Genomic DNA, 26,420 nt, shown 5'->3' with positions numbered 1-26,420 from the left:
ATAAATTTTTCGGGTTTAAGTGACAACCATATTGATTAAGATTCAAGCCGGCTTTTGCCGATTTTTTTTTGATTGATGAGCTTAATTTTATTTAATAAATCTCTCTTTAGATAGAGCCAAAAATAATTATAAGTAATTAAGTGCCTAATCCCGCAGTGGACTAAGTAGTCGGACATAAATAAAGTCCACTGTGTCAAGAATTGTAAAACGCCTACAACCCTTCTCCATTGCCCATTCCCCATTGCCCATTCCCCAAACTCGCAGTTAACTTTAATTTTGTCCAGGTACTTAGATGGCTTTTATGGTACTTAACCTCAATTTTTGCTGCTTATCTCGATAAAAATCTTCAATAAAAGCTGTTCTCACTTTTCCCTGTTGATTGGTTTGCCATATTTGCCCACTATCGATATCTAAACAGGTTAACCAACCTTCTCCACAAACCCAAGTATCAAGACAAATGGCATGACCAATATTAAGCGGCAAACCGTTTTTTTGACTGGTATGCCCACAAATCATCACTTTACCCGAGTAGTGAGGTTGTGGGTCAACAAATTTAGCCCAAAACAGTTTGTCTTCTAATTGTTGATCTAAGGGCAAATGGGAATCAATATTAGCATGAACAAAAAAATGCTCTTTCGTCTCCCACCAGTCTAAACAAATATTTTGCAGAAAATCCCAGTGATGAGGGGGAATATCTTCTAAGGTGGCTCCTAAACCGCAATTTGAGTAAGATAATAGAGTGGATGTTCCATATTTTTTCAACCATTCAAACTCTTTTTCTAAACTCTTACGAGCCTCTAAAATCATCAATTCATGATTTCCCTTGAGGGCTACCAGTTGTCCCCGTTCATGTAGGGCAATCAATTGATCAATTACTCCTTTAGACTGAGGGCCTTTATTGATATAGTCACCTAAAGTAATAATAGTATCGTTTGGCCTTAGGGCGACTACATCCAATAACAGATTAAAAGCTTCTAAGCAGCCGTGAATATCTCCTATGGCTAAAGTTCTCATATTGAATTGTTCGCCTAGATCCTCTTTAGGTTAGCAAGAATTGACTGAGTTTATATGAGTGCAAGATTAAGATATGTTTACGGTTTGATTAAGATAAAAAGCCCGCTCGGTAATGGCCTGCCAATCATTGGCCACCAGTAAAGATTCAGGAAATAAATTAGTAGATAAGCCCACCGCAATTGCCCCGGCATCGATATAAGCTTTAGCATTTTCTAGGGTAATACCTCCAGTGGGAATGAGAGGAATGTGAGGCAAAGGACTTTTTAAAGCTTTAATATAATTAGCTCCCCCAAGAGATGGAGCCGGAAAAACTTTAACACAACTGGCTCCCGCTTGCCAAGCATTAACAATTTCGGTGGGAGATAACGCACCTGGGATAATGGGCAAATTAGCCGAGAGCGCCGCTTCAATTAAAATTGGACTAACATGAGGAGTAAAACAGAATTGAGCCTCACAAGCCATAGCCTCATTTAACTCCTCTAGGGTTAAAATCGTTCCTGTGCCAATAATACACTTGGGTAAATCTATCCGCAGTTGGCTAATGATTTTCGCCGGTTTTTCGCTATTCCATGTAATTTCGATAAGTCTTATGCCTCCTTTGGCCACCGCTTTAGCCATTGCTACTGCTAGAGCTACATCTTGACAGCGAATAACCGCGATCGCCCGATATTTTTTCAGAAGTTGTTGCCACTGAATTGAGTTCAATTGCTTCTACTGATGAATGGTTACCTGATCTAATTTTAAGACGGGAATGACCAACCCACACAGAGCCGTTCAAACAGGCTAGACAAAATTTGCTCAGTCAGTGGGCCTAATTGTCACCCTCTCTCGAGGGTCTAAACAACGCCAGATCTTTTAACAGGGGAGGGTTTGAAGCCTTTTAAAGAATTAATTTATTGTTGATTTATATTGCCCATCTACTTAGTTAAAGATAGATAGCAATCCTACATGAGTTGTAATAAAATTATTTCTTTGTAGAGACATTACAGACAACGCCTCTACTTTGATAAATATTACTTTTGATCAGTAATTAATTACGTTCATTGTAATTGGCTGGTAACCTTGAATAAACCGGATAATAAATGCGCTGCGTCCGATTTTGATTAACTCGAACCGAAATTTTTTTGTCAGCAACAAGTGATTTTAAACAAATCTGAAGCATAGAAACAGGACGGTTTAAATTCTGGCTTAACTCTTTGAGCGTTAATCCTTCTGGATGAGATAGAATTAAGTTTAATATAATTTCTCGGGTGGCTGGACCAGGAGTGGCAGAAATAATTTGTATGGGCAAGGCAATTTAATCTTAATAATGTTCAATTTTTCTGACGGTTTATTAACGCTTTTGGGTTCCTGAATTGATGATTTTTTTGGGATTTAATTCTGAGAAAAAGATTATGATATGACCTTTTTTTACAAAAATTGTTCCCCCAAATGACGGCTAAAGGTAATAGGCAAAAGGCAGGGCTTCTAGGATTCTGCTTCAAGTCGCTCATATTAACTGGGGTGCTTCACTGTGTTCCGCACTGTACCCTGGCCTTTACCCTAGAATAATTGATATTAGCGGCTGTGAACCTCTTGTATAGTAGGACTCTGGGCAAGTTTCCCATCTTCAAGGTGAATAACACGATCCGCTAAATCGAGAATTCTAGGGTCATGAGTCACCATCAACACCGTGCAACCTGCCTCACGAGCAAGTTGACGTAGTAATTGCACCACCGTATAGCCGCTCTGAGAATCTAAAGAAGCGGTGGGTTCATCTGCCATAATTAATTGAGGACGACCCACCAAAGCCCTAGCAATGGCTACTCGTTGTTTTTGTCCGCCGGATAATTGGCTCGGCAGATTTCCCCCTTTATCTCCTAAATCTACCTGTTCTAATAAGCTCTGAGTTTGACGACGGGCTTCTCTGCCTCGTATTCCTTTTAAATGGAATGCCATTTCAATATTTTCCGCCGCCGTTAAAGCGGGAAACAAGTTAAAATCCTGAAACACAAAACCAATATGATGCAATCTAAACTTAGCTAATTGTTTTCGGGACATAGTGGTAATTTCTTGCCCGAGAAGCTTAACACTTCCTGATGTGGGTGTTAAAAGTCCAGCTAAGATGGTCAACAAAGTAGTTTTACCTGAACCGGAAGGACCCATTAAAATTTCTACGGACCCGTAGGGAATTTCTAAATCAATGCCTTTAAGAATAGGAAATCGTCCGGCTTGGGTTTGATAAACCATTTCCACCCCCTTTGTAGCGATGGCAGCCCCCTCTGGAGTAGTAACAGGCTCGATCTGCGGCTTAACGCCAGAAAACACTAATGATGTAGTCATAAAACCTCAAATTATTGTACTAACTTTTAAAAACCATAGCGGGATCGACTCGATTGATTTTTTGGATCGCAAACAAGGCTGATCCAATGCACATAAACACCGTCACGGCCAATACGCCGCCCGCCATAACCGGGGTAATTAAAATTACGACACCTTGAGTGGCGGCTGTCCAAGTTCCTAGGCCAAGGCATAGCCCCATCCCAGGAATATAGCCCAATAAAGCCATCCACAAAGCTTGTTCTATAATGATTCGATTAGTTGCCCAGTCAGAGGCACCCATCGCTTTAAGAGTGCCAAATTCCTTGAGGTGATCAGATACGGAGGCGTAGAGAATTTGACCGACAATGACGATCCCCACAATGATACCCACGATCGCACCGAGGCCGAGAATAAAGCCGATGCTAGTTCGTTGTACCCAATAATTTTGGGTTTGGTTGGCTATTTCTTGAGTGGTGAAAGCAAGGGTATTGGGGAGGGCCTTTTCTAGTCTTTGCTTAAGGACTTGTAAATTTTGGCCGGGTTTAGCTTTGATTAAAACATAAGTAATCTTATCAGTGTTAGTTAGTGCAGCAATATCTGGTGTAGTCGGTTTGGCCTCAAAATCCGGACGGGCATAACTGTATGCTTTGGCCGTTTCCAGAGAAGTGAGCAAATAAGGACTAGAAGCGATCGATTGAATGCCGGTGGTCTGTCCTGCTAGAGTAGCTTTGTATGAACCAATTTGTCCGACATCTCCATCCTGTTTAATTCCAAGGGACTTTAATTGTGTTTGATCTACGATTATCCTATAAGGTTGGGCTAGAGCATTGACACTACCCTGAGTAATAACTCCTGGGGAGAAAAGTTTACCTTTAGGATCAAAACCAATGACTCTAACGGTAGAAATTGTCCCTTGAGAGTTACGCCATAATCCTGAGTTTAGAATTAAAGGTTCAGCAGAGGCTACACCCTCGACTTTTTGCGCTTGTGCTAAACGTTGATAGGAGATCGGCAAAGTTAGCTCAAAGTTAGTAAGATCTTTAGAAGCGACCCAAAGATCGGCTTGAGATTTGTCGATTAAGGCAGTAGTAGATTGAGTAAATCCTTTTAGTAGTCCTGTTTGAATTGTGACCAAACTGACAGCAAATAGGATTCCGGCCTGAGCAATGAGAAAGCGAGGTAAATCCTCGAATAAGTTTTTGCGAGCAAGTGAAACCATCTTAAACAGTTAACAGTGATAAGTAATAAGTTATAAGTGTTAACCACTGACAACTGACTAATGACCAATGACTAATGACCAATGACTAATGAGCTTTTCGATAGTTTGCATCTATCCAGCATCGGGGTAAATTTTCGCCGGAGGGAAAGTTTAAGCTATCTTTAGCAAATTCTTTGGGTGACTGTTCTTCTTGTCCAGCTTGGCTACTGCCTTTGACTGTATTTTGAACGGGATTAAATAAGGATTGTAGGTCTAGAATTTCGACTAGAGAGTCTGTTTGCTTGTCATGAAGTAACATAGTGCTAAACTGTTGAGTGAGTTTTGAACAATAATTTTATTTCTAGCCTATGGAGTTTTTCAAGTTAGCTTCCTCTACCAGAGGTTACAGCTATTCTTCTATCATATTACCGAATTAGAGAGAGTTATAGCTAAGGGAAGTGTGCTGTTTTTTAAGTGGCCTAAGTTGAGTTGCTTTTCAATTCAAATTAACTAATTAACACTGTAGTTGAGACTTGTGTTTTTTTTGTATTAATGATTTGTCAAACTTGTGTCAGAGGCTACGGAAGTTTAAAGTTATACCGCTATGGGCAAGAGTTTACTAAAAAAAGCTTTCAGCCTTTATGTTCATGCCCTATACTTCTATTGCCCGACTTACTTTTTTTTGATTTAAATTAGACTTTGATAGTCGCTTATTTTGAGTTATTCATATTATTTTTATCTTCTTGTACCACCATAAGTTTTTCGATTTTTTGATTTAAAAGGTCTATATCCGCTTGTCTTGGTCGTAAAGATCGATCTTCATTATATCGCTCTATGATCTTGGCTAGTTCTTCGTTTTTAGACTGTAATAACTTCAAAATTTCTGAGCAATTATCTTCTTTTTGGGTGAAAAATTTGGACATTTCAATATCCAAGTCAATTTCAAACTGGGCAAATTTATTATTAAATTTTGCAGAAATATCATAACTTTCGGCTGGACGAATAGTCGTATTAGTTACTCCTAAAAAAATCGTAAGAATGCCTAAAATAAATATAATTTCTGAGACTAAAGTTTCTGTTTTTTTTGAATCCGCTTCTAAATTTCCTTGCTGATAAATACCATTCAAAAAATTTGCCACAGGTTCTTGGGAAGCGGTGAGGCTACCCAGGACTACTAAAAAAATCGGCAGAGAATATTGTAAAACAAAAAATACACACAAGAGAAACCAGGAGAAATTTTTTTGAAATGAACAACGCTTTTTGATTTTTTGATAAAGCTTCATCGGCTTAAACTGCTCTGGTTTAAAGCCGTTAACAGCATCACGACTACGAGAACCGCTATCACCTGTATTTTCTAACACTTTTTCCCTGACCGCTCTTGAGTATATTGTTCTGATTTTAAATACAACTGGAGTCGGTTGAATTTCGGAAATTTTTAGAAAAGGCGAAAGACAGCAGACAGCGACTAAAATAGAAACAACCTATCATTAACAGTGAACCCCTGACCCGTGAGCCAGCCGCCATCCCCACAAGAAAAGCATCTTAATCAAGCTCGCACCAGCTTGCAACAAGCCCTATCTTGGTATACTAGCTTTCGCCGCCATTGGAATTATCCCCCCAATTTAGACCTACAAGCCGCCGTCAGGAAAGACTTACAAACCCTCAAAGCCGCCTTAGAAAAACTCGAACAAAACGTCATTAAAATAGCCACCTTTGGTTTAGTCAGCCGGGGAAAATCGGCAGTTGTCAACGCCTTACTGGGTGAAAAAGTCTTACAAACCGGACCGCTTCATGGTGTAACTCAATGGCCCAGATCAGTGCGTTGGACTCCGGCCAGTGGAAAAGTCCAAATAGAATTAATTGACACGCCCGGTTTAGATGAAATAGAAGGGGAAGCGAGGGCGCAAATGGCCAGAGAAGTCGCTTATCAAGCCGACTTGATCCTCTTTGTGGTGGCCTCCGATATCACCCGCACCGAATATCAGGCCCTCTGTGAACTCAGAGAAAGCCAAAAACCGATCTTGATTGTCTTTAATAAAATTGACCTCTATCCCGAGAAAGACCGTCAGGAAATTTATCAGCAATTGCAAACATGGGCCACGGGGAAAGCCGGGGAAAACCTCTCTGAGGTATTGTCTACGGATGAAATTGTCATGGTAGCGGCTGAACCTCAACCGGTACCGGTGCGAGTAGAATGGCCTGATGGTGGAGTGACAGAAGAATGGGAAACCCCACCCCCCCAAATTGAAGAATTAAAAGCAAAAATTCTCACCCTCTTAAACCGAGAAGGGCGGTCTTTACTCGCGCTTAATGCCCTTTTTCAAGCCCAAGCCGCCGAGGCCAATATCGCCAAGAAAACCGTAGAAATTCGCCAACAAGAAGCAGAAGCCCTGATTTGGCAATATGCTAAATACAAAGCCTTAGCGGTGGCGGTTAACCCGTTTGGGATTTTGGATATTTTAGGAGCGATCATTGCTGATTTAGCTCTTATACGCGCTTTAGCTCGCTTATACGGCTTACCCATTACTAATTATCAGGCCGGCAAACTTTGGCGCACCATCGTTATCAGTTCGGGAGGATTATTATTAGGGGAACTGTTCAGTAGTTTAATCATCGGTGTGGGAAAAAGTGCGGCGGCCGTCACCAGTATGTTTGAAAATCCCACAGCTTTAACCATTTATGGGGGGGCAGCCCTGACTCAAGGCGGCATTGCCGGTTATGGAACTTATGCCATAGGAAAAGCCGCACAGGTATATTTAGAACGCGGCTGTAGTTGGGGGCCAATGGGACCCTCTACGGTTATACAAGATATTCTGGCTCAAATAGAACCCAATACCATTATTTATCGATTACGGCAAGAACTTTTGTAACCAGTCCCGACTAAAAGTCTTGTTTTGATAACTTAAATTGTGTTTCTGAGGGGAAAATATAAGATAGAATTACGGGCAAGTTCTCCTCCCTCAATTAGGTGTGTAAGATGAAATTTAATGATAAAATGCTGCGTCAGCTTATGCCCGTGCTGTTAGCCTTCTCTGTAACAGCCCTTTCTCTGCCCGCCGTAGCCGGCAAACAGCCAACCATACAAGAACTCATTAAAGCGGGGACACAAGCAGCAACTCAGAAAAATTTTGCTGAAGCAGAACGAATATATCGCCGAGCCGTTGAACTTTATCCTGATGATTCTGTGGCCAACTACAATTTAGGAACGGCCCTATATGACCAAGGAAAATTAGAAGAAGCTTCCATGAGCTTCAAAAGAGCGATTCTCATCTATCCAGAATATGCCGCCGCTTACAATAATTTAGGCAGCGTTCTCTCAGATCAAGGAAAATTTGAAGAAGCCATTCTCAATTTTGAAATAGCCATCAAACTCGACCCCAAGAATTCTCTGGCTTATAACAATTTAGGGACAGCCTTACACCAACAAGGGCATTTAGACGAAGCGATCATGCAATACAAGTCAGCCATCGAAATCGATGCTAATAACGCCCTAGCTTACTATAACCTGGGCTTGGCTTTAAGAGAACAAGGAAAAGTGCAAGCGGCTAAAGACAATTTTGACAAAGCACTCAGCCTTGACCCAAGTCTTCCCGATCCGGCACGAGTCAGCAATAAAAAGTAGTAGTTAAAATCACAAAAGAGTAATAATCTGCCTAGCGGGTGTTATCTCAAGATAGAGAGAGGAATTAAACTGAATAAACAGCTATATTCCTCCTCTGAACCCTAAAAACGATGACCCGTTCTGCCTATCTCATTTACAATCCTACTGCTGGTCAGGGCGATCCTGAGCAAGAACTTCAACTCATTCAAAGTCTGTTAGCACCTGAGTTTGACCTTTATACCGAAAAGACGACAGAAGAAGTTGATGCGGCGGCACTGGCCAAGGATGCTATTGAAAAAGGCTTTAAAACCGTGATTGCGGCCGGAGGAGATGGCACCATTTCAGCCACAGCCGGCGTTTTGATCAATAGTCATGTCGCTTTTGGCATTTTACCCTGTGGTACAGCTAATGCCTTGGCTTCAACATTAGGCATTCCCCCCTCCGCCGAAGAAGCTTGTCAGACGATTTTGGCCGGACATACCCGCATCGTTGATACAGCTACCTGTAATGGACAGCCGATGCTTCTGTTAGCAGGGGTGGGTTTTGAAGCGGATACCATCGAAGGAACCAATAAACAAGCGAAAAAAAATTGGGGAATGCTGGCTTATGTCTTCTCGGGACTGCGACAACTGCGAGAATTTGAACGATTTGAGGCAGAAATTGAGACAGATGACAAACTCATTGAAGTGACAGCCGCCGCCGTGACAGTGGCCAATGCCGCTCCGGCTACCTCCATTTTAGCTCAAGGGCCTGCAAGAGTGATCTGTGATGATGGGTTATTAGATGTGACCATCGTAGCGCCCAAAAATCGAGCCAGTGCCATTACAGCTTCTTATCATTTGCTGCAAACTGCCTTACAAAATGAAGAAGCTCAACGAGATGATATTGGTTATTTACGCACCAAGCGAGTTAAAATTACCACCTCGCCGCTTCAGAATGTGGTTGTTGATGGTGAAGTCATTGGTCACACTGAGATCGAAGTGGAATGTATTCCCCATAGTTTAATTATATTTGTACCCGCCACTGGGAGTAATTCCCCTCCTGAAAAATTAGAAAATTTGCCCGAGTCAAAAGTGGAGACAAAAACCAAAGCTCCTTAACTTAATTAGTCCTTTTACTTATTTCTTTTGAAATAATTCTTAAGTCAAAAAAAATGACTGTTCTGTTGATATTTATTTCAATAGTCATAGTGAGAATCTCTTCAACATGACAGACCAAAGGAGAAGTTTTTTTTAGATAAACTAGGTTCAGCCATAAAAAAGTCTTTTGGACGATCATAACCAACAATACGCTCTTAAACTGAATTTATGTTTTATCACAAAAAAGAACTGATTGAAAAAGCCGTAAATATTGATGACCCTAACCCTCGCTTTGCTCAACTTCTTTTAGAGCAATTTGGCGGCGCAACTGGTGAATTAACGGCGGCTTTGCAATATTGGGTGCAATCGTTTCATGTAGAACACCCAGGTATTCGGGATATGCTTCAAGACATTGCCGTAGAAGAATTTAGCCATTTAGAAATGGTGGGTAAATTAATCGAAGTTCATACCCAAAAAGTCGATCAAACAGAAGCTTTTAGCAGCACTTTATTTGCTATACGAGGAAAAGGCCCTCACTTTTTAGACTCTCAAGGTTCCGCTTGGACTGCCAATTATATCAATGAAGGCGGAGATGTGGTTCGAGATTTACGAGCTAACATTGCCGCAGAAGGCGGAGCGCGTCAAACCTATGAAGCTTTAATTAAACTCGCACCAGACCCGAAAACCAAAGAAGTATTAATTCATCTTTTGACTCGAGAAATTTCTCATACTAAAATGTTCATGAAAGCCCTTGATTCTTTGGGTAAATTGGACGATCCTTTCTTTGGCAATATTCAACCTGATGAAACGGTTGATCTTTACTTTAACTTGTCTACAAACGGACAAGAAGATCAACGCGGCCCTTGGAATTCTGATGAAAATTTCCGTTATATTGCTAATCCTGTTCCTGATCAAAAATAACCCTATCGACTTTTTTTAGAGTTGATTCTTACTTTTTCCTTGTACTATTTTTAATCTGTAGAGACGTTGCCCGGGCTAGTCTCTACATTTTTAGTTTGAATGCGGAACGAGTTCCGCACCCCAGGTTATTCACTGATTAATAAGGCTACCGGATAGGAATTTAAAACTTTACCGATAGGGATTGTATCTGTTTGAGTAACTGTTTCATCAGTAAAAATATTTTTCCAATCCGACTGTAAATTAGAAGGAATTTCTAGATAAGTATCTCCCCAAATTTCTTCACCTAGAGGAGCTTGATAAGGTTCAATTAATGTGGTAATAAAGCGAGGAACAACAGTAATGGCAGTTTGATTTTCATGCTGTCTTGCATAAGCAATGACATGATCTTGATACTGACCTTTAACTTGTAAAGGTAGATAATCTCCTTGTTGAAAAATGGAAATATGTTGATTTCTGGCGGCTAAAGCGCGGAAAATTAGGAATAGTTTCAGTCTGCCATCGGTAGGATTTTCTTTTAATTCATCAATCAACGAATGGAGATCATTTTGACGATGTTTAATCTCTTCGAGATAAGACAGGCGTTTTTCGTAGTCTACAGGACGACGGTTATCAGGATCAACTAAACTTAAATCCCAGAGTTCGGTTCCTTGGTAAAAGTCTGGTAAACCCGGGGAAGTGATTTTTACTAAGGTTTGAGAGAGGGAATTAAAAATCCCATAAATAGCTATTTTGTCTTTAAAAATTCTGAATTGCTCTAAAAAGTGATTATTTTCCGGTTCGAGAACTTGCTCAATGAACTTGATAAAACCCTCTTCATAAACGCTATCAGGACGTAACCAAGCGGTATGAATTTTAGCTTCTCTGACAGCTTTAATCATATAGTCTTTGATGCGTTCTACAAATTGGGGATAATCACTGTCATCAAAGGGAAAAGCACCCAAAAGATTTTGATAAAAGAAATATTCGTCGTTGTTATCAGGGATAATTCGTTTCCCTTGTCTAACTTTTTTGTCTTTGTTCAGTTGCCGCCATTCGTTAAGTTGTCGTTCCCATTCGTCAGGAATTTCTGAGATGACATTTAATCTCGCTCTTACATCTTCACTGCGTTTTGTATCATGGGTAGAAGAAGCATTCATCGTATGAGGATGACCGGCAAATTGTTCTCGATTAAATTGATGAAATTCTTCAAGAGTAATGCCAAAGGTTTGCGGAAATCCTCCCACCTCATTTAAAGCGACAAAGCGGCTATAAACATAAAATAAGGTATCTTCTATGCCTTTTGCCATTAATGGCCCTGAAAACTGTTGAAACCTCATGGTAAAGTGTAGCCATTTTTTCTGTTCTTCTTCTGAGAGATTTTCATCGTATTCCAGCAACAAGAATTTCTCAATTAAATCTAATTCTTTTAAGAGTCGAGGTAAATTCGCTTTAGCTTTCTCAATCGCTTCTTTGACATAAGCTTTATCAATGTCAGTTATCCCCTCTTGATTCGTATAAGTACAATAAACGGGAAACTGAACTAACACTTCTAAAATGGCTTTTCTAAGTCCAGATAAGGTGAAGTCTCGTCCATAGCGATATTGACCGGCAATGCGCTTGAGAAGATGCGCTAAATTATCCACATCTCCCACTAAGTTTGTTTCAGCTATCAGCCGCTTTTTATCGGCTAAAACTTTTTCATAGTCTCCATCAAAACGGGTAATTTTTTCATAAATCTCACTGAATCTATCTTGATTTTTAACTTGAGAAAAAACGCCATTATAACGATTGAGAGAATCATAACCTGATGTTCCTTGAATTGACCAGTGAGTCGGCAGTTTTTCCTCTTTTTCTAAGATTTTTTCGACGATGAGATAAACGTCTCCCATCGTTTCTCGAAGACGGGATAAATATTGACTTGGATCATAAAGTCCATCGATATGATCAATTCTCAAACCTGTAAATTTACCAGCTTGAACCAAGTCTTTAATTAAGCTATGAGTTTTTTGAAAAACTTGCTCGTCTTCTACTCGTAAACAAATTAATTCGTTAACGGTGAAAAATCGCCGATAATTCAGTTCTTCTGCTCCGACTTTCCAGAAAGATAAACGGAAAAATTGTTCTTTGAGTAACTGATCTAATAAATCAAAACTTTCAGCTTTACCGGCTTCTCCATTAAAGGTGACGATATTTTGATCAATTAATTCTTGAACGGCGGGATTATTATTATAGAGTTCCCACAGAAGTCCTTTAATAAATTCTACCTGGTCTTTTCGTTGTCTGCCGGATGTTTCAGAAGGGACATTTTTAATTAAATAAAGTATCCCTAAAACTTTGATAAAATCGGGATGACTGCGCCCTAACTGACGGTTTAATTTCCCCAATCCGTAAGTTAAAAACTGGAGATAGGATTCAATTCTTAGAGGGATTTTGAAGGAACCATAACATTTGACGCTTAAACCGGATTGATTATAATCGAGTTGTATGTCTCCATTTTCTAGGCAGTTTCCATAGAAATCACCTAGCATAGGGGTTAAAACTTTTTCTCGAAAATCTTCATAGTGATGTTCCCACTCAATATCAAAAAAGTTATAGTATTCTGAATCTTTCCCATTTTCAAGAACATCCATCAAAGCTTTATTGTCACTATCATAAGCCCGATGATTAGGCACAATGTCTTGTACCCATCCCATCTTTTTGTCTTGTAAATCAGAAATTAGTGCGTTAAAATCTTCTTCTGTTCCTAATTCGGGATTAAGCAGATTAGCATCCACTACATCATAACCGTGTGTACTGCCAGACCTAGCTTTAAAAATCGGCGAAGCATAAAGATCTGAGATGCCTAATTCTGATAAATAATTGGCAATTTTTCTGGCTTGATTAAAACCAAAATCAGGGGTAAATTGAATCCGATAAGTCGCTGTAGGAATCCGCATAATTTTATAATTAGTTAATTGATTAAAAACAATGATTAAAGTAAAACTATGATTAGGAAATTTAAGAATTAAACTTAAAAAAAATCCTAGTTAATCAAATAAGCAAAGTTAGGCTTTTTGGTAAAGAACGGCTGTATAAGGAGATAAATTTAAACTTTGTGATTGGCTTAAAGACTGGGGTAACTTCGAGCCGCTTCCTTGCCATTGGCTTTCTGATGAATCGATTCTTTTTTGCCAGTTTCCACTAGGAATAACTAAAGAGTAGTCCACTTCTTTTCCATTAAAGTTTAAGAGGTAAATTACTTCACTGTCCGCGCTCCAACGATAGACAGAAATAATTTTTTCATCCTCTAAAAAAGAAATTTTACTATTGTACTGTTCTCGTTGAGTGAGAGCGGGTATTTCCTGCCGTAGTCGAATTAGTTCTCGATAAAATTCCCACAAAACTTTATGCTTGCCTTCTTTTCTTGATTGCCAATTTAAGGTACTCTTTTTAAATGTCTCGATACTATCAGCATCAGGCGGTTCACCTTCAGCATGAAACTCTTCAAATTCGGCTTTTCTGCCTTCTCTTACCGCTTTAATTAAATTGGGGTCAGAATGATCAATGAAGTAAAGAAAAGGCGCGTCTTCTCCATATTCTTCGCCCATAAATAATAAAGGAATAAAAGGAGAAAGGAGAAGGGTTGCTGCGGCTAATTTTAAAGCATCAAAAGAGGTTAAATGAGACAGCCGCTCCCCTAACATTCGATTGCCAACTTGGTCATGATTTTGAATGCAAACGACTAATTGATAAGGCGGACGATCACCGGCATAGTTTCCATGATAACGGCGGCGAGATGGGGAATAATTCCACGTGTAAGCAAACCCCTCTTGTAAGACTTTTGCTAACTGTTGACATTGACCAAAATCTTGATAGTAACCGATGCTTTCCTGAGTGACTAAAGTATGAACACAATGGTGAAAGTCATCACTCCATTGAGCCTGTATTCCGTGTCCTCCTAACTCTTGAGGATTAATCACTTTGACATCATTTAAATCACTTTCAGCAATTAAATATAAGGGACGTTCTTGCTGTTGAGAAAAAACCTCTACCGCTTCGGCTAATTCAGCCAGAATATGTTTAGCCCCTAAATCATAAATGGCATGAATGGCATCTAATCTTAAGCCATCAAAATGATATTCTCCTAACCAATAAATGGCATTTTCAATGACAAAATTCCGCACGCCATAACTGTGAGCATCATCAAAGTTAACGGCTGTTCCCCAAGGCGTATTATAAGTAAGGGTAAAATAAGGCCCAAAATCACTGACATAATTTCCTTCTGGCCCTAAGTGGTTATAAACTACATCTAGGATAACGGCGAGTCCTTGTTGATGACAAGCATCGACTAATTTTTTTAGACCATTAGGACCGCCATAAGAGTTTTGCACTGCATAAGGATATACCCCATCATAACCCCAGTTTCTCGCCCCTGGAAATTGAGCAACGGGCATAATTTCTATCACATTTACGCCTAATTCTTTTAAATCCGGAAGCCGCGCAATAATGGCTTCAAAAGTGCCTTCAGGGGTAAAGGTTCCTACGTGCAATTCATAGATTATCCAATCGGGAAAAGGGATGTTTTTCCAGTCTTGATCTTGCCAAGTATAGGTACTGTGATCGATGACTTGGGAGGGGTCATGCACTCCTTTAGGTTGAAAGTGAGAAGCCGGATCGGGTCGCTTTTTTTCTCCTTCTAATTGATACCAATAGAGGGTATCAGGAGTAATGTTTTTTTCTCTCACTTTCCAATAGCCGAGGTCATCTTTTTCCATTGGCAGTAAGCGTTTTTCGGGGGCCACAATTTCTACAGCGACTTCTTTGAGTAAGGGGGCCCAAACCGTGAATTCACATTCGTTATTTCCTAAATAATTTGCGCCGAGTTTCATGATTTATAATAGGGGTTTACTATTTTGATAAAATTGTCCGCAAATAAAGTGAACAGTTAAGGGTTAAGTGATTGAGGTTTAACTGTTCACTCTTGAACTACCAGGCCCAGCGATCACGCCATTTGACGGTTCCTTCGCTGGCCACTACCCAACGACGAGAGACTAAATTTTCTCTTAAAGGCGCTTGTCCTTCGCGCCACATGGCGTATTTATAGGCAATGGGTTTACCAGTGCTTTCGTTAAAGGGAATTTCGCCAAACCAGGTATTCTGGTTGATGTATTCCAAGGGGTAAGCTTTGCCAATATCCCAGTTCCCTAATTCAGGACAGTCACCGGTGACGACAATGGTTTCGCCGGGTTGGGTATTTACGCCGTTAACTTGTACCCGCACAATGGATTGTCCTTTGACTCGTTCGCCAACGCGGCTGATAATGAGTATTTGTTTAGAGTCTAGGTGTAAATTGTGCAGATGACCCTCTACGACTTGATATTTGTTGAGGGAGATAATATCGGTATGTTCTCCATCGGGTAACTCTGTATCTACTGCTTCTAGGGTAACGGGTTCGCCTCGGTTCATGGCCACAAATACCACTGAATCCCGATAGCGTCGGATATAACAATATACATCAGGGGTGAGATATTTTTGCCATTGACTCCCCATCGATACAGCAGGATTTAAGCGTCTGACTCCCGACAGGCGGCGCACATCTTGATAAATGGGGGTATCTGTCTCCCATTTTTCCATCATGGGACGGTTATAGGGGTCGTTATTGCCGTAGGGGTTGCCATCGGCATTGGTATCATTGTGTAGATATTGTTCGGTTCCATAAAATAGGCAAGGAATACCCCGAGAGGTCATGATTAATGCCACTGCCATGCGTAAGATATCGGGATCGGGGTTTAAGCTTTGGAACCGGTGCATATCATGGTTATCGATGAAGGTAATTAACTCGGTTGCCCCTTCGTAGCGACAATCTAAGTCTAATACTTCTTGAATCAGGTGAAAGCCGCCTTCTGCCCAAGTTCCCAAGGCCTGACGAATGGCCATGGCCAAACCAAAGTCTAGGATACTCATCCCAGAATTGTTGACAAAAGCTACCGAGTCAGGATCATTAGGACTGCTATAAATCCATTCGCCAAAGATAAATACATCGGGGCGGTGAGATTGGATATCTGCGTTGAATTCTTGCCAGAACCAGATCGGCATATGCTTGACAGTATCTACCCGCAAGGCATCCACTCCCCGATCTAGCCATTGTTTAATCGCAGCTTTTATATAGTTGCGATACTCGGTATTATTTTCATTAAAAGTCGCTAGTCCGCACAATTCACAGTTTTTGACTTGCCATTCATCTTCCCAATCCATGATCTCACCATAGTGGTGATACCAATGATTTTTATCATCATTAAAGTCAGCTATCTTTACGCCGTCGTCATACAGTTCCCCTTTTTTGCCGCTAATATCTGGGTTGCTGTGGTTACAAACAATATCTAAAATTAATTTCATATTCCGTTTGTGTAATTCTCTAATCAAACGGTCAAAGGTTGTATCGCGGCTGTCTTGGGTTTGGTTAAGAGAGGGGTTTTCTCCTTCACCAATATAACGGGGATTAATACGCTTAAAATCTTTTGTCCAGTATCCGTGAATGGCGGCTGATTCCACAAATAAGTCTTCGATTTGTTCAAATAAAGGAGTTAACCAAAGGGCGGTTACTCCCAGGTTTTTAAGATAATCTAGTTTTTCGATAATGCCTTGTAAATCTCCTCCCCAATATTTCCCCCATTCTTGTTGTTGGGGGTCATAAAGTTCGGGGTTAGGGCCTTCACTGTTATTCGGATCGCCGTCATAAAAGCGATCTACTACTAAAAAATAAATGGTTTCTTGGCGAAATTCAACGTCTCTTGTATAAAGAAACTCGAGGTCAATTTCACTTTCTTTAGTTCTCTCTTCAGTTTTGATGAGATCTTCTTTGATCTCAGCTTCTTTTTGAGTTACTTCATATTGATTTTTAGATGATGGTAGAGGGATTGTTTTTTCCATATCTTAACTATAAATGATTATCTTGGCGTATTGTAAAGAAAAGCTCTGTTTTTAAACATCTACCTTTGTAGGTAATCTTTTTTCCTATCTTTTGATTTAGGATAGGGTTTGATGTGGCTCTTTGTGCTTGTTTTGAATAATTGTAAAGTTGAATACTTTTTTGCCGCCTGAGATTTGACTAGGGCTGTTTGATTATTGTAAACAAATTTTAAGCCCTGATTTCATCCTCCTTCTCTTGTTTCTTCACTGTGAACTTTATTGATGTCTGGCTACTTGCTTCAATTTGGGTATCCTAAAAATAAGTCTCTGTTGACTTATCTACAACAACCCTTAAAAAATTATTTTTATGCAAGTCAATTACAGCCTTAGTCAATCTTTGATCGCTGTCAATAGTGCGGCTACAGTAGATCTACTCATCAGTTTTATCAGTTCTGCGAGTAGTAAAGACAGTTCCCGTCGTCCTCTCAATTTAAGTCTTATTTTAGATCGTTCTGGTTCTATGGCGGGTTCAGCTTTAAAGTATGCCAAAATGGCGGCACAAAAATTAGTGGAGTATTTGACTCCAGAGGACATTCTTTCTGTCGTCGTTTATGATGACTTTGTAGAGACGATTGTTGCCCCTCAACCGGTTAAAGATCAAGCCGCTATTAAAAATCAGATTAATCGTATTAATGCCAGAGGATGTACTAACTTAAGCGGCGGTTGGTTAACGGGATGCGATCATGTCAAAGCCAACTTATCCGCCGAACGACTCAATCGAGTATTATTATTAACGGATGGATTAGCCAATGTGGGCAACAGTGATCCGAAAATTTTGACCAAAACCGCCACCGAAAAAGCCGAACAAGGCATTATTACCACGACGTTAGGCTTTGGAACTTATTTTAATGAAGATTTGTTAATTAATATGGCCAATGGCGGCAAAGGCAACTTTTATTTTATTCAATCTCCGCAAGATGCCGCGCAAGTATTCGAGATAGAAATAGAAAGTTTAGTCTCTGATGCAGTTAAAGAAGGAACAGGAGGGTCTTATATGGCGTTAGGGAAGGTGCGGCGATTAGTTCAATAGCAGGGCTATTTCATTCTTTTGAAACGCTCACAGGCTGAAGCCTGGAGCTATACGAACCAAGCCTGCCTACGCAGGCTAAAAGGCTCATAATTCGTCGGATAGCCCGCGCAGGCGGGCAAAGTTCCGTGTAGCCCAACCCTTCAGGGTTAGGGAATTTGAGAGAATGAAATAGCCCTGGTTCAATAGGGATGTTTAGGTAAAAATAACTCCATAGCACTATAGAGACGTTGCCTAAAACAAAACGTCTCTACGGGGCAAAAATAGTTAAAGTTTTAATGTTTATCTAGCGGCAACTTTGCGACGAGGTAACAATTGTTTATCTGCTAAATACTCATGAAGTTCTAAGGCTTTCATTTTACATAAATCTTTAGCCAACTCTTGTAATTTGAGAGATTTAGGGAGTTGGGGAGTGATGGCCTCGCGCACAAGACCTAAAAATTTGGGTTCAGCGACTAAAACCACTTGTTGAGGATGGTACTCATCACTTAAACCGATAAGTTTATTGACAATTTCTTTAGCAAAACTGCGTTCAAATTCGTTAATATGATTCTGACGATGATCATCATAGCCATGAGCTTGACTGCCTGCACCTCGATTTCGTCCGGTTTTGGTATTGGCCCAGAGATCTTTGCCTTGTGTTTCTTTAACTGTGTTAGTAAGACAATCTCTTTCGATGAGGTTGGGTCCGGATTGATATTCAGGTGACTCTGCTGGTTCTAGGGTAAAGAAGCGGGCACGAGTTCCATCTAATACAGCTACTACGGATTGATTCATATAGGCTTTATGGCGAATTCTAACCCCATCTTATCAACCGAAGTATGTATTCTAAAACACTTTGGAATAAAGCTTAATAGTTCCTTAAATTCACTTAATTGTTGACAATTTGTCCAATTGTGCTTCGGTGTTGATTGTACTGAGTGTCATCGAGTACCGGTTGAATGTCTCCTAAGTCTATGGATTCGTTTAAATCAATCCAAGATTTACAGCCGCCGTATTCTGAACGATAGGAAATCATTACAGGATAGGGTAATAGATACACTCTTAGTAAGAGAACATAGAGCGGCTGACGCGGTTTAAATTTTAATCTTTCTGTAATAAATTTTTCATTCCAAATGTGGTAAAGGTACAATTTTTTAAGGATGATTTCCTCAGTAATGGCGAAAATATCAGTAATTTCTGCCCAACTGCCGATTCTTACGGTGTCTGGATGCCATCCAGATTCAACAGCAGTCACTTGTGCTGCATATTCGGGTTTAAGTAAATCGGGTTTTTGATGTTCGTAGGTAGGATAGAGTAAGATTTGTGGTTCTTTGACTTCAAATTTGCCTTGTGTTTCTTTTATGCCGCCTTTTCGTAATAATAAAATGGTTTTGCCGGCTTCTAAGGCGTTAACGGCGACTTCCCATTCTTTTAAGCAGTGATTTGTGGTAAGGGTTGAGAGTGACATACAGTTAGTTCGGGTGCGGCTATATTAGCTTTATAATTTTCTTTTAACAAAATTTACCACTAAATTTCATCTGTATTCGATTGAGTAATTAAAAACCTAACCCCCTAACCCCCTTCCCTACAAGGTAAGGGGGAATAAACCCCCCTCTCATCCCCAATGTAGCTGAGTAACCGTTCATTGTAGAGAGGTTGTATGCAACGTCTCTACGGGGTAAGAAATGCTTAATCAGCTTCGATAAATCCTCGAATGGTTTCTAAAGGAATACTTACCAAGGGAAAAAATACTTTTAACGCTTCTGTACCGCCTTGTTTTAAAGCATTAACTAATCTTGTTTTTAGAGTCGGATTTTGTTTAATAATTTGTTTAACGGCTTCTTCTTCTGTGGTGGTTGGATTAGTTTTTTGAATATATTCAATTAAGTCTTGAATTTGTTGGGCGGCTTCGGTTAAATTTTGTTGTTGGGCGTATTTATGAATTACCGCATCACCCCCCGCAGTGGTTTCTACTATTTGAACATTTTGAGGATTAGAAATATTATATTTAGAAGGTTCTGACATAATTGATTTTAAGTTAGATTGGGGGATAATTTGGGTAATGGCTTCAGCCGCACTAATTCTTACTTGTCTATTTTTATCTTTTAGAAAAGCTTGACGCAGCGCTAAAAAGGCTTTTTCATTACCTATTGCTATCTTACCTAAAATTTCAGCCACTTTAGCACGAATTTTCGGGTTAGGATCTGCTTGTAAGGCTTGGCAAAAATCATCAATAATGATTTGTTCATATTCCCGCCAGTCGGTCATCGAAAATTCCTGGGTTTGAAACCCCGCCCATAAGAGAGCGGCTTTACATTTAAGGATAAACATATCGTTTCAGCAGACATAAATGGCAGTGCTAACATTTTGGTTAAAAGTAAACACAGACTCGATTTTGAGCGAGTGTCTAGCGGGTTTTTGGCTAACCCTTTAAGGATTAAAATCTCTTAAGAAGAATTCGCGTTGTCTGCACGGCGCGGAGAAGTCAAACTAAGAATAACGTGAACCTATTTTTCCGATGGCATCAGCCGCATTGAGTCTTACGGTATCATCAGTATCATGGAAGGCTTGTATTAAAGCGGGAATAGCCTCTTGTGAACCAATTTGTCCTAATGCTTTAACGGCGGTAGCGCGAACCGATGAGTCTGTATCATTGAGAGATTGACAGAGGTAGGATATGGCTTGTTCACTGCCAATTTTTCCGAGGGTTTCTGCTGTGGCGCTGCGAATAGTAGAATCTGGATCATTTAGGTAATTAACGAGATCAGGTATAGCGTTGTGACTGGCTATTTCTCCCAAGGCTTGGATAATATTAAGACGGACGGTTATGTCACTGTCGTATAGATGACTCACTAATGAACCAACAGCGCGATCGCTGCCTATTTTACCTAAAGATTCGGCAGATTTAGCGCGAATTTGAGGGATAGGATCATTTAATCCTTCACAGAGAGTATCAACCGCCATCTGAGTGTATTGGGTTTGGGCAATCATCAATTATCCTCCTGTTTAATTATGACCTCTCCCCTCGGTATTAGTTTTAGTTTATATAGTTTTATGGATAACGGCATCTCCGCCTTCTGTTGTTCCTACAATCTGAACTGAATTAGCATTGATGTTATATATTGAGTCTGTTTGTGTTTTGTGGGGTTTTGGTGGCGGCGCTTGGGCTATTTCTGGGTTGTAGTATTTGAGGGTTTCTTGAAGGGTTAGTAAGGTTTCAAGTGCATGGCTAAATATATCTTGGTAATTAGTCATAGCAAAGGTTTCGTTATTTAAAATATTAATTAAGTGGGGAATAGCGGTGTGATTGCCGATTTTTCCCAAGGCTTCTGCGGCGGCGAGGCGAACATAATATTCTTCATCTTTGAGAGCATTAATTAAAGGCTCAATAGCGGTGTCATTGCCGATTTCTCCCAAGGCTTCTGCGGCTTCGTAGCGAACATAATATTCTTCATCTTTGAGAGCATTAATTAAAGGCTCAATAGCGGTCTGATTGCCGATTTCTCCCAAAGCTTTGGCGGCGGCGCGGCGAACAAAATCGTCTTCATCTTTGAGAGCATTAATTAAAGGCTCAATAGCGGTCGGATTACCGATTTCTCCCAAGGCTTCTGCGGCTTCGTAGCGAACATAATATTCTTCATCTTTAAGACCATTAATTAAAGGCTCGATAGCGGTGTGATTGCCGATTTCTCCCAAGGCTTCTGCTGCTACAAAGCGAACCAAAAAGTTTTCATCTTTGAGAGCATTAATTAATGGCTCGATAGCGGTGTGATTGCCGATTTTTCCCAAAGCTTCTGCTGCTGCGTAGCGAACATAATAGTCTTCATCTTTGAGAGCATTAATTAAAGGCTCGATAGTGGTGTGATTGCCGATTTTTCCCAAGGCTTCTGCGGCGGCGTGGCGAACATAATAGTATTTATCCTTGAGAGCATTAATTAATGGCTTGATAGCGGTGTGATTGCCGATTTTTCCCAAGGCTTCTGCTGCTGCGTAGCGAACAAAATCGTCTTCATCTTTGAGAGCATTAATTAAAGGCTCAATAGCGGTCGGATTACCGATTTTTCTCAAGATTTTTGCTGCTGCGTAGCGAACATGATAGTCTTCATCTTTGAGAGCATTAATTAAAGGCTCAATAGCGGTCGGATTACCGATTTTTTCCAAGATTTTTGCTGCTGCGCGGCGAACATAATAGTTTTCATCTTTGAGAGCATGAATTAAAGGCTCGATAGCGGTGTGATTGCCGATTTTTCCCAAGGCTTCTGCTGCTACGCGGCGAACATCAACCTCTTCATCTTTGAGAGCATGAATTAAAGGCTCGATAGCGGTGTGATTGCCGATTTTTCCCAAGGCTTCTGCTGCTACGCGGCGAACATCAACCTCTTCATCTTTGAGAGCATGAATTAAAGGCTCGATAGCGGTGTGATTGCCGATATTTCCCAAAGCTTCTGCGGCTGCGTAGCGAACATAATATTTTTCATCTTTGAGAGCATGAATTAAAGGCTCGATAGCAGTGTGATTGCCGATTTTTCTCAAAGCTTCTGCGGCTGCGTAGCGAACATAATAGTTTTCATCTTTGAGAGCATGAATTAAAGGCTCGATAGCGGTGTGATTGTCGATTTTTCCCAAGATTTCTGCGGCGGCGTGGCGAACCAAATCGTCTTCATCTGTGAGAGCATTAATTAAAGGCTCGATAGCGGTCGGATTGCCGATTTCTACCAAGGCTTCTGCGGCTGCGGAGCGAACCAAATCGTCTTCATCTTTGAGAGCATTAATTAAAGGCTCGATAGCGGTGTGATTACCGATTTTTCCCAAGATTTCTGCGGCGGCGCGGCGAACATAATATTTTTCATCTTTGAGAGCATTAATTAAAGGTTCGATAGCGGTGTGATTGCCGATATTTTCCAAGGCTTCTGCGGCGGCGTGGCGAACATAATAGTTTTCATCTTTGAGAGCATTAATTAAAGGCTTGATAGCGGTGTGATTGCCAATTTTTCCCAAAGCTTTTGCGGCTGCGGAGCTAACATCATCGTCTTCATCTTTGAGAGCATTAATTAACTCATCAATCACTAATTTTGATTTAGTTTCCTCCAAAAGCCAAATCTTATATAATTTCGGAACTTGTAACCCCATCACTAAACTAACGGTTTGCTGTTGTAACTTGGGTATTACCTCACCCGCTAACCTCGCTCCCAACTTTAAATCAACTAAGAGTGCCAACTTAACCACCCTAACAGCTTGCTTTTCCTTCTGCAATAACCCCATCATCAGGGCTAAAGGTTCAGTCCATTTGAGATAATTAAGATAATAATACTTCAAACACTCATCACTAATATCATCTAAATTTTGGTATAAATATTCCGCCGCATAATATTCTTGAATCAGTTGGTGAAGAAAAGTAATATTATCCCCTTCTAAATTAACTAAATGATGTTTCAATAAATTTTCTAAACAACCCAGAACAAAATCATCAGCATGAGCAACCTTACCCTCAAGAAACTTAATTAAAACCCTTTCCGCTTCCCCTCTAGAAATAGCAACCCTAACCTCAGTCGCCTTATCTCCCTCAATCATCCTAAAAGCAAGGTATTGTAACAACTTTTGCCACCAGTGCCGCTCATGCTCACTTGCTCTCGTTTCAACCTCTTTAAACCGTTCATATCCTTGGGTAAACAGACGAAAGACTAACCCTAAATGAGGAGGTATTTGCCCAGTCTTTTTAAATAACTCGCATAACATCCACAATAATAACGGGGTTTTTCCAAATTCTCTTAAACGGTTTTGTAACTGTCTCCATAAATCCTCCCCCGTTTCCGGCAATTTCTGCTGAATATAGTCCCGCATTTGCTTTTCGCTTAGGGGTTGCATTTCTAGGGTTTTTTTGATGTCGAAATTGCCGCCTAACTCTATATCCCGTGTCGTGAAAATCATAGGAATATGAGGGTTATCCTCACGGAACTTTCTAACAGTTTGTCTCGCTTCATCCGAGGATAATTCATTTAACCCGTCAAATAACAGTAAAAATTTTCCCTGTTGCAAAAGGGTGTTTAAAGTGGGTGCATCGGCTTCTAAATGTGGATCGTATTTGTGTAAAAATGCCCCTAGCCGCTCGATAACTTGGTCTTCCTTCTGAAAAAACCTTAACTCGATTAAAACAGGGATTTTGGGCATATCCCCCCCGGCCCCCCTTGATAAGGGTGGAGTATAAGTATTGCTCCCCTCGCCTTTTAGGAGAGGGGTTGGGGGAGAGGTCAATCTAACATTATCGAGATCCCCCCCGGCCCCCCTTGATAAGTCAGAAGTATTGCTCCCCTCGCCTTTTAGGAGATGATTTGGGGGAGAGGTCAATCTAACATTATCGAGATCCCCCCTTGCCCCCCTTGATAAGTCAGAAGTATTGCTCCCCTCGCCTTGTAGGAGAGGGGTAGGGGGAGAGGTCAAAGCATTATTAGCTTCTTCTATTAATAATCGTTGTAAAGCGGTTGTTTTTCCTGAACCGGATCGCCCTATCAATAACACATGATCTGGGGCATATTTTCGGATACCTTCTAAGACAGGGTGTGTTTCTGTTTTCTGGGGTTGCTGTCGAGGGTCTTTTGGTGGGGGTTGTACCAACTCTACCATTAAGTCAAATTCAAAGTATGACTCAGAGGGAACCGGTTTCATGGGGACTTGTTCTGCCGCATGGGTATGAATAAAATATCCCCACCAATTCTCGAAGCGAGTAGAGGAGAGTGCTTGTAAATAATCCTGAAACTCTATCCCATTAGTTAAACCCATCCCAACAGCAAAATATAGGGATTTTGTTAGTTATTGTAGCTTATTAAGATAGATAATGGTGGGTTACGCTGCCCTAATCAAGATAAATAATGGTGGGTTACGCTGCTCTAATCAAGATAAATAATGGTGGGTTACGCTGCTCTAATCAAGATAAATAATGGTGGGTTACGCTGCCCTAATCAAGATAAATAATGGTGGGTTACGCTGCCCTAATCAAGATAAATAATGGTGGGTTACGCTGCCGCTAACCCACCCTACAAGAAGAAAAAATTTTCCCCCCCCCTTATTAAAGGAATCAGCCAATGGTACCGTTAATATAATAATCTCGTGTCCCTTTAGCATCAAGCGCTTCACCGAGACGGTTCAAAGCATGAACATACGCCGCAGTCCGCAACGAAACCCCAAATTCTTGAGCAACTGACCAAACTTTTTCTGCTTCGGTGACCATGTTTTCTTTGAGTCTCTCATGCACTTCCTTTAAAGTCCAGTAAAGACCATTCCGGTTTTGCACCCACTCAAAATAACTTACCGTTACCCCACCGGCATTAACTAAAATATCCGGGAATACATAAATGCCTTTTTGCTCTAAAATTTGATCAGCCGCCGAAGTAATCGGACCATTCGCCACTTCAAAAATATACTTAGCTTTTACATCAGCCGCATTGGTCTGAGTAATTTGATTTTCTAACGCCGCCGGAATCAAAACATCTACATCTAAACTTAATAATTCCTCATTGGTAATTAACTGATGTTCCTCAATATTGCACACCGTATCTTGACAATAAATCGCTTTTATGCCTCGTTGTTCCTGTTTATAACGGCGAATACTGGGAATATCTAAGCCTTTTTCCGAATAAATACCCCCACCCGAATCACTCACCGCCACGACTTTATAGCCGGCTTTAGATAATAATTCTGCCACTACACCGCCAGCATTACCAAACCCTTGAACAGCAATAGTTGTATGAGCCGGCTCAAGATCAAAGCGCCCTAACATGGCTTGAATAACATAATAAGCTCCTCGGCCGGTGGCGGCATCTCGTCCCTGACTTCCTCCCATCGTCAAAGGTTTACCGGTCACCACTGCGGGCGAAATCTTACGAGTGATGATGCTATACTGATCCATCATCCAACCCATAATCATCGCATTAGTATAAACATCCGGTGCTAAGATATCTACATCAGGCCCGATAAAATCGGCAATGGCTTCTATATATCCCCGACTCAAGCGTTCTAACTCATGTTTTGATAGCTCTTTCGGGTTAACCGTAACGCCGCCTTTTGCTCCCCCAAAGGGTAAATTTAATAAAGCACATTTAAATGTCATCCAAAAAGCCAGAGATTGCACCTCATCAATGTTGACGTTAGGATGATAGCGAACCCCTCCCTTACCTGGGCCTCTCGTATCATCGTAGCGTACCCGATAGCCCTGAAAAATTCGCAGTGATCCATCATCCATCCGCACCGGAATAGAAACGCTTAAACTTGCCTTCGGATATTTCAAACGTTCTATGGCATCCTCGGAAATAGACACATATTTTAAAGCTGATTCTAATCTAGTGCTGGCATCGGCTAATAGCGGCTTATCCATAT

General features: G+C 40.7%; 21 protein-coding genes. 5 read left to right on the top strand and 16 right to left on the bottom strand.

Annotated elements, in window-relative coordinates; all coding sequences use genetic code 11:
- Positions 1 to 288: 288 nt before the first annotated feature.
- The 7 genes from CYAN7822_RS21090 to CYAN7822_RS21060 all read right to left on the bottom strand — a co-directional run bounded on the left by CYAN7822_RS21090 (position 289) and on the right by CYAN7822_RS21060 (position 5,874).
- On the bottom strand, positions 289 to 1,014 hold the full coding sequence (locus CYAN7822_RS21090; protein ID WP_013324280.1) for a metallophosphoesterase family protein: 726 nt from the start codon (positions 1,012 to 1,014) through the stop codon (positions 289 to 291).
- Positions 1,015 to 1,080: 66 nt separating this feature from the next.
- Positions 1,081 to 1,719, bottom strand: coding sequence for a bifunctional 4-hydroxy-2-oxoglutarate aldolase/2-dehydro-3-deoxy-phosphogluconate aldolase (locus CYAN7822_RS21085; protein ID WP_013324279.1), 639 nt, complete (start codon positions 1,717 to 1,719; stop codon positions 1,081 to 1,083).
- 325 nt (positions 1,720 to 2,044) lie between these two features.
- Positions 2,045 to 2,305 (bottom strand): hypothetical protein, encoded by a 261-nt coding sequence (locus tag CYAN7822_RS21080; protein WP_013324278.1) that lies wholly within the window; start codon positions 2,303 to 2,305, stop codon positions 2,045 to 2,047.
- Positions 2,306 to 2,571: 266 nt separating this feature from the next.
- The gene (locus CYAN7822_RS21075) at positions 2,572 to 3,336 is read right to left on the bottom strand and encodes an ABC transporter ATP-binding protein (RefSeq protein ID WP_013324277.1); all 765 of its coding nucleotides are present in this window, start codon (positions 3,334 to 3,336) and stop codon (positions 2,572 to 2,574) included.
- A 19-nt stretch (positions 3,337 to 3,355) separates the two neighbouring features.
- Positions 3,356 to 4,534: an FtsX-like permease family protein gene (locus tag CYAN7822_RS21070; RefSeq protein WP_013324276.1), complete on the bottom strand. Its 1,179-nt coding sequence runs from the start codon at positions 4,532 to 4,534 to the stop codon at positions 3,356 to 3,358.
- An 85-nt stretch (positions 4,535 to 4,619) separates the two neighbouring features.
- A complete protein-coding gene (locus CYAN7822_RS21065; RefSeq protein WP_013324275.1) occupies positions 4,620 to 4,832 on the bottom strand; it encodes a hypothetical protein in 213 nt (70 codons plus the stop codon).
- A gap of 391 nt (positions 4,833 to 5,223) precedes the next feature.
- Positions 5,224 to 5,874 (bottom strand): hypothetical protein, encoded by a 651-nt coding sequence (locus tag CYAN7822_RS21060; protein WP_013324274.1) that lies wholly within the window; start codon positions 5,872 to 5,874, stop codon positions 5,224 to 5,226.
- Positions 5,875 to 6,021: 147 nt separating this feature from the next.
- Between CYAN7822_RS21060 and CYAN7822_RS21055 the strand changes: the two genes are divergently transcribed.
- From CYAN7822_RS21055 to CYAN7822_RS21040, 4 genes are all read left to right on the top strand, one after another.
- Positions 6,022 to 7,383 carry a GTP-binding protein gene (locus CYAN7822_RS21055; RefSeq protein ID WP_013324273.1) on the top strand — a complete coding sequence of 454 codons (1,362 nt, stop codon included), beginning with the start codon at positions 6,022 to 6,024 and terminating at the stop codon, positions 7,381 to 7,383.
- A gap of 107 nt (positions 7,384 to 7,490) precedes the next feature.
- Complete coding sequence (locus CYAN7822_RS21050) at positions 7,491 to 8,135, top strand: tetratricopeptide repeat protein (protein ID WP_013324272.1); 645 nt, start codon at positions 7,491 to 7,493, stop codon at positions 8,133 to 8,135.
- Between the two features lie 110 nt (positions 8,136 to 8,245).
- The gene (locus CYAN7822_RS21045) at positions 8,246 to 9,214 is read left to right on the top strand and encodes a YegS/Rv2252/BmrU family lipid kinase (RefSeq protein ID WP_013324271.1); all 969 of its coding nucleotides are present in this window, start codon (positions 8,246 to 8,248) and stop codon (positions 9,212 to 9,214) included.
- Between the two features lie 207 nt (positions 9,215 to 9,421).
- Positions 9,422 to 10,114, top strand: a complete 693-nt coding sequence (locus tag CYAN7822_RS21040; protein WP_013324269.1) for a manganese catalase family protein — start codon at positions 9,422 to 9,424, stop codon at positions 10,112 to 10,114.
- A 125-nt stretch (positions 10,115 to 10,239) separates the two neighbouring features.
- Here the strand turns inward: CYAN7822_RS21040 and treY are convergent, their stop codons facing one another.
- The 3 genes from treY to CYAN7822_RS21025 all read right to left on the bottom strand — a co-directional run bounded on the left by treY (position 10,240) and on the right by CYAN7822_RS21025 (position 17,002).
- Positions 10,240 to 13,029, bottom strand: a complete 2,790-nt coding sequence (gene treY, locus CYAN7822_RS21035; RefSeq protein WP_013324268.1) for a malto-oligosyltrehalose synthase — start codon at positions 13,027 to 13,029, stop codon at positions 10,240 to 10,242.
- Positions 13,030 to 13,137: 108 nt separating this feature from the next.
- Complete coding sequence (gene treZ, locus CYAN7822_RS21030; protein WP_013324267.1) at positions 13,138 to 14,961, bottom strand: malto-oligosyltrehalose trehalohydrolase; 1,824 nt, start codon at positions 14,959 to 14,961, stop codon at positions 13,138 to 13,140.
- Between the two features lie 97 nt (positions 14,962 to 15,058).
- Positions 15,059 to 17,002, bottom strand: coding sequence for an alpha-amylase family glycosyl hydrolase (locus CYAN7822_RS21025; protein WP_013324266.1), 1,944 nt, complete (start codon positions 17,000 to 17,002; stop codon positions 15,059 to 15,061).
- Between the two features lie 346 nt (positions 17,003 to 17,348).
- On the opposite strand from CYAN7822_RS21025, the gene CYAN7822_RS21020 reads away from it, so the two are divergent.
- Positions 17,349 to 18,071, top strand: a complete 723-nt coding sequence (locus tag CYAN7822_RS21020) for a vWA domain-containing protein (RefSeq protein ID WP_013324265.1) — start codon at positions 17,349 to 17,351, stop codon at positions 18,069 to 18,071.
- Positions 18,072 to 18,350: 279 nt separating this feature from the next.
- On the opposite strand, the gene CYAN7822_RS21015 is transcribed toward CYAN7822_RS21020, so the two are convergent.
- The 6 genes from CYAN7822_RS21015 to CYAN7822_RS20990 all read right to left on the bottom strand — a co-directional run bounded on the left by CYAN7822_RS21015 (position 18,351) and on the right by CYAN7822_RS20990 (position 26,418).
- Positions 18,351 to 18,845 (bottom strand): host attachment protein, encoded by a 495-nt coding sequence (locus CYAN7822_RS21015; RefSeq protein WP_013324264.1) that lies wholly within the window; start codon positions 18,843 to 18,845, stop codon positions 18,351 to 18,353.
- Positions 18,846 to 18,939: 94 nt separating this feature from the next.
- A complete protein-coding gene (locus CYAN7822_RS21010) occupies positions 18,940 to 19,518 on the bottom strand; it encodes a DUF1802 family protein (protein ID WP_013324263.1) in 579 nt (192 codons plus the stop codon).
- Between the two features lie 221 nt (positions 19,519 to 19,739).
- Positions 19,740 to 20,318: a HEAT repeat domain-containing protein gene (locus CYAN7822_RS21005; protein WP_041933901.1), complete on the bottom strand. Its 579-nt coding sequence runs from the start codon at positions 20,316 to 20,318 to the stop codon at positions 19,740 to 19,742.
- Between the two features lie 222 nt (positions 20,319 to 20,540).
- Entirely contained in the window at positions 20,541 to 21,041 is a 501-nt protein-coding gene (locus tag CYAN7822_RS21000; RefSeq protein WP_013324261.1) for a HEAT repeat domain-containing protein, read from the bottom strand.
- A 51-nt stretch (positions 21,042 to 21,092) separates the two neighbouring features.
- Positions 21,093 to 24,827, bottom strand: a complete 3,735-nt coding sequence (locus CYAN7822_RS20995; RefSeq protein ID WP_013324260.1) for a HEAT repeat domain-containing protein — start codon at positions 24,825 to 24,827, stop codon at positions 21,093 to 21,095.
- Positions 24,828 to 25,122: 295 nt separating this feature from the next.
- Positions 25,123 to 26,418 carry a Glu/Leu/Phe/Val family dehydrogenase gene (locus tag CYAN7822_RS20990; protein WP_013324259.1) on the bottom strand — a complete coding sequence of 432 codons (1,296 nt, stop codon included), beginning with the start codon at positions 26,416 to 26,418 and terminating at the stop codon, positions 25,123 to 25,125.
- Positions 26,419 to 26,420: the final 2 nt, after the last annotated feature.

The sequence above is a fragment of the Gloeothece verrucosa PCC 7822 genome, assembly GCF_000147335.1.
GTDB lineage: Bacteria > Cyanobacteriota > Cyanobacteriia > Cyanobacteriales > Microcystaceae > Gloeothece > Gloeothece verrucosa.
The sequence above is the reverse complement of the archived record's forward strand: the minus strand, read 5'-3'. Positions and strand labels throughout refer to the sequence as shown.

Coding starts and splice junctions, on each gene's coding strand:
- CYAN7822_RS21090 (WP_013324280.1), bottom strand. CDS start 1,014: ATGAGAACTTTAGCCATAGGAGATATTCACGGCTGCTTAGAAGCTTTT.
- CYAN7822_RS21075 (WP_013324277.1), bottom strand. CDS start 3,336: ATGACTACATCATTAGTGTTTTCTGGCGTTAAGCCGCAGATCGAGCCT.
- CYAN7822_RS21070 (WP_013324276.1), bottom strand. CDS start 4,534: ATGGTTTCACTTGCTCGCAAAAACTTATTCGAGGATTTACCTCGCTTT.
- CYAN7822_RS21065 (WP_013324275.1), bottom strand. CDS start 4,832: ATGTTACTTCATGACAAGCAAACAGACTCTCTAGTCGAAATTCTAGAC.
- CYAN7822_RS21050 (WP_013324272.1), top strand. CDS start 7,491: ATGAAATTTAATGATAAAATGCTGCGTCAGCTTATGCCCGTGCTGTTA.
- CYAN7822_RS21045 (WP_013324271.1), top strand. CDS start 8,246: ATGACCCGTTCTGCCTATCTCATTTACAATCCTACTGCTGGTCAGGGC.
- CYAN7822_RS21040 (WP_013324269.1), top strand. CDS start 9,422: ATGTTTTATCACAAAAAAGAACTGATTGAAAAAGCCGTAAATATTGAT.
- treY (WP_013324268.1), bottom strand. CDS start 13,029: ATGCGGATTCCTACAGCGACTTATCGGATTCAATTTACCCCTGATTTT.
- treZ (WP_013324267.1), bottom strand. CDS start 14,961: ATGAAACTCGGCGCAAATTATTTAGGAAATAACGAATGTGAATTCACG.
- CYAN7822_RS21025 (WP_013324266.1), bottom strand. CDS start 17,002: ATGGAAAAAACAATCCCTCTACCATCATCTAAAAATCAATATGAAGTA.
- CYAN7822_RS21020 (WP_013324265.1), top strand. CDS start 17,349: ATGCAAGTCAATTACAGCCTTAGTCAATCTTTGATCGCTGTCAATAGT.
- CYAN7822_RS21015 (WP_013324264.1), bottom strand. CDS start 18,845: ATGAATCAATCCGTAGTAGCTGTATTAGATGGAACTCGTGCCCGCTTC.
- CYAN7822_RS21010 (WP_013324263.1), bottom strand. CDS start 19,518: ATGTCACTCTCAACCCTTACCACAAATCACTGCTTAAAAGAATGGGAA.
- CYAN7822_RS21005 (WP_041933901.1), bottom strand. CDS start 20,318: ATGACCGACTGGCGGGAATATGAACAAATCATTATTGATGATTTTTGC.
- CYAN7822_RS21000 (WP_013324261.1), bottom strand. CDS start 21,041: ATGATTGCCCAAACCCAATACACTCAGATGGCGGTTGATACTCTCTGT.
- CYAN7822_RS20995 (WP_013324260.1), bottom strand. CDS start 24,827: ATGGGTTTAACTAATGGGATAGAGTTTCAGGATTATTTACAAGCACTC.
- CYAN7822_RS20990 (WP_013324259.1), bottom strand. CDS start 26,418: ATGGATAAGCCGCTATTAGCCGATGCCAGCACTAGATTAGAATCAGCT.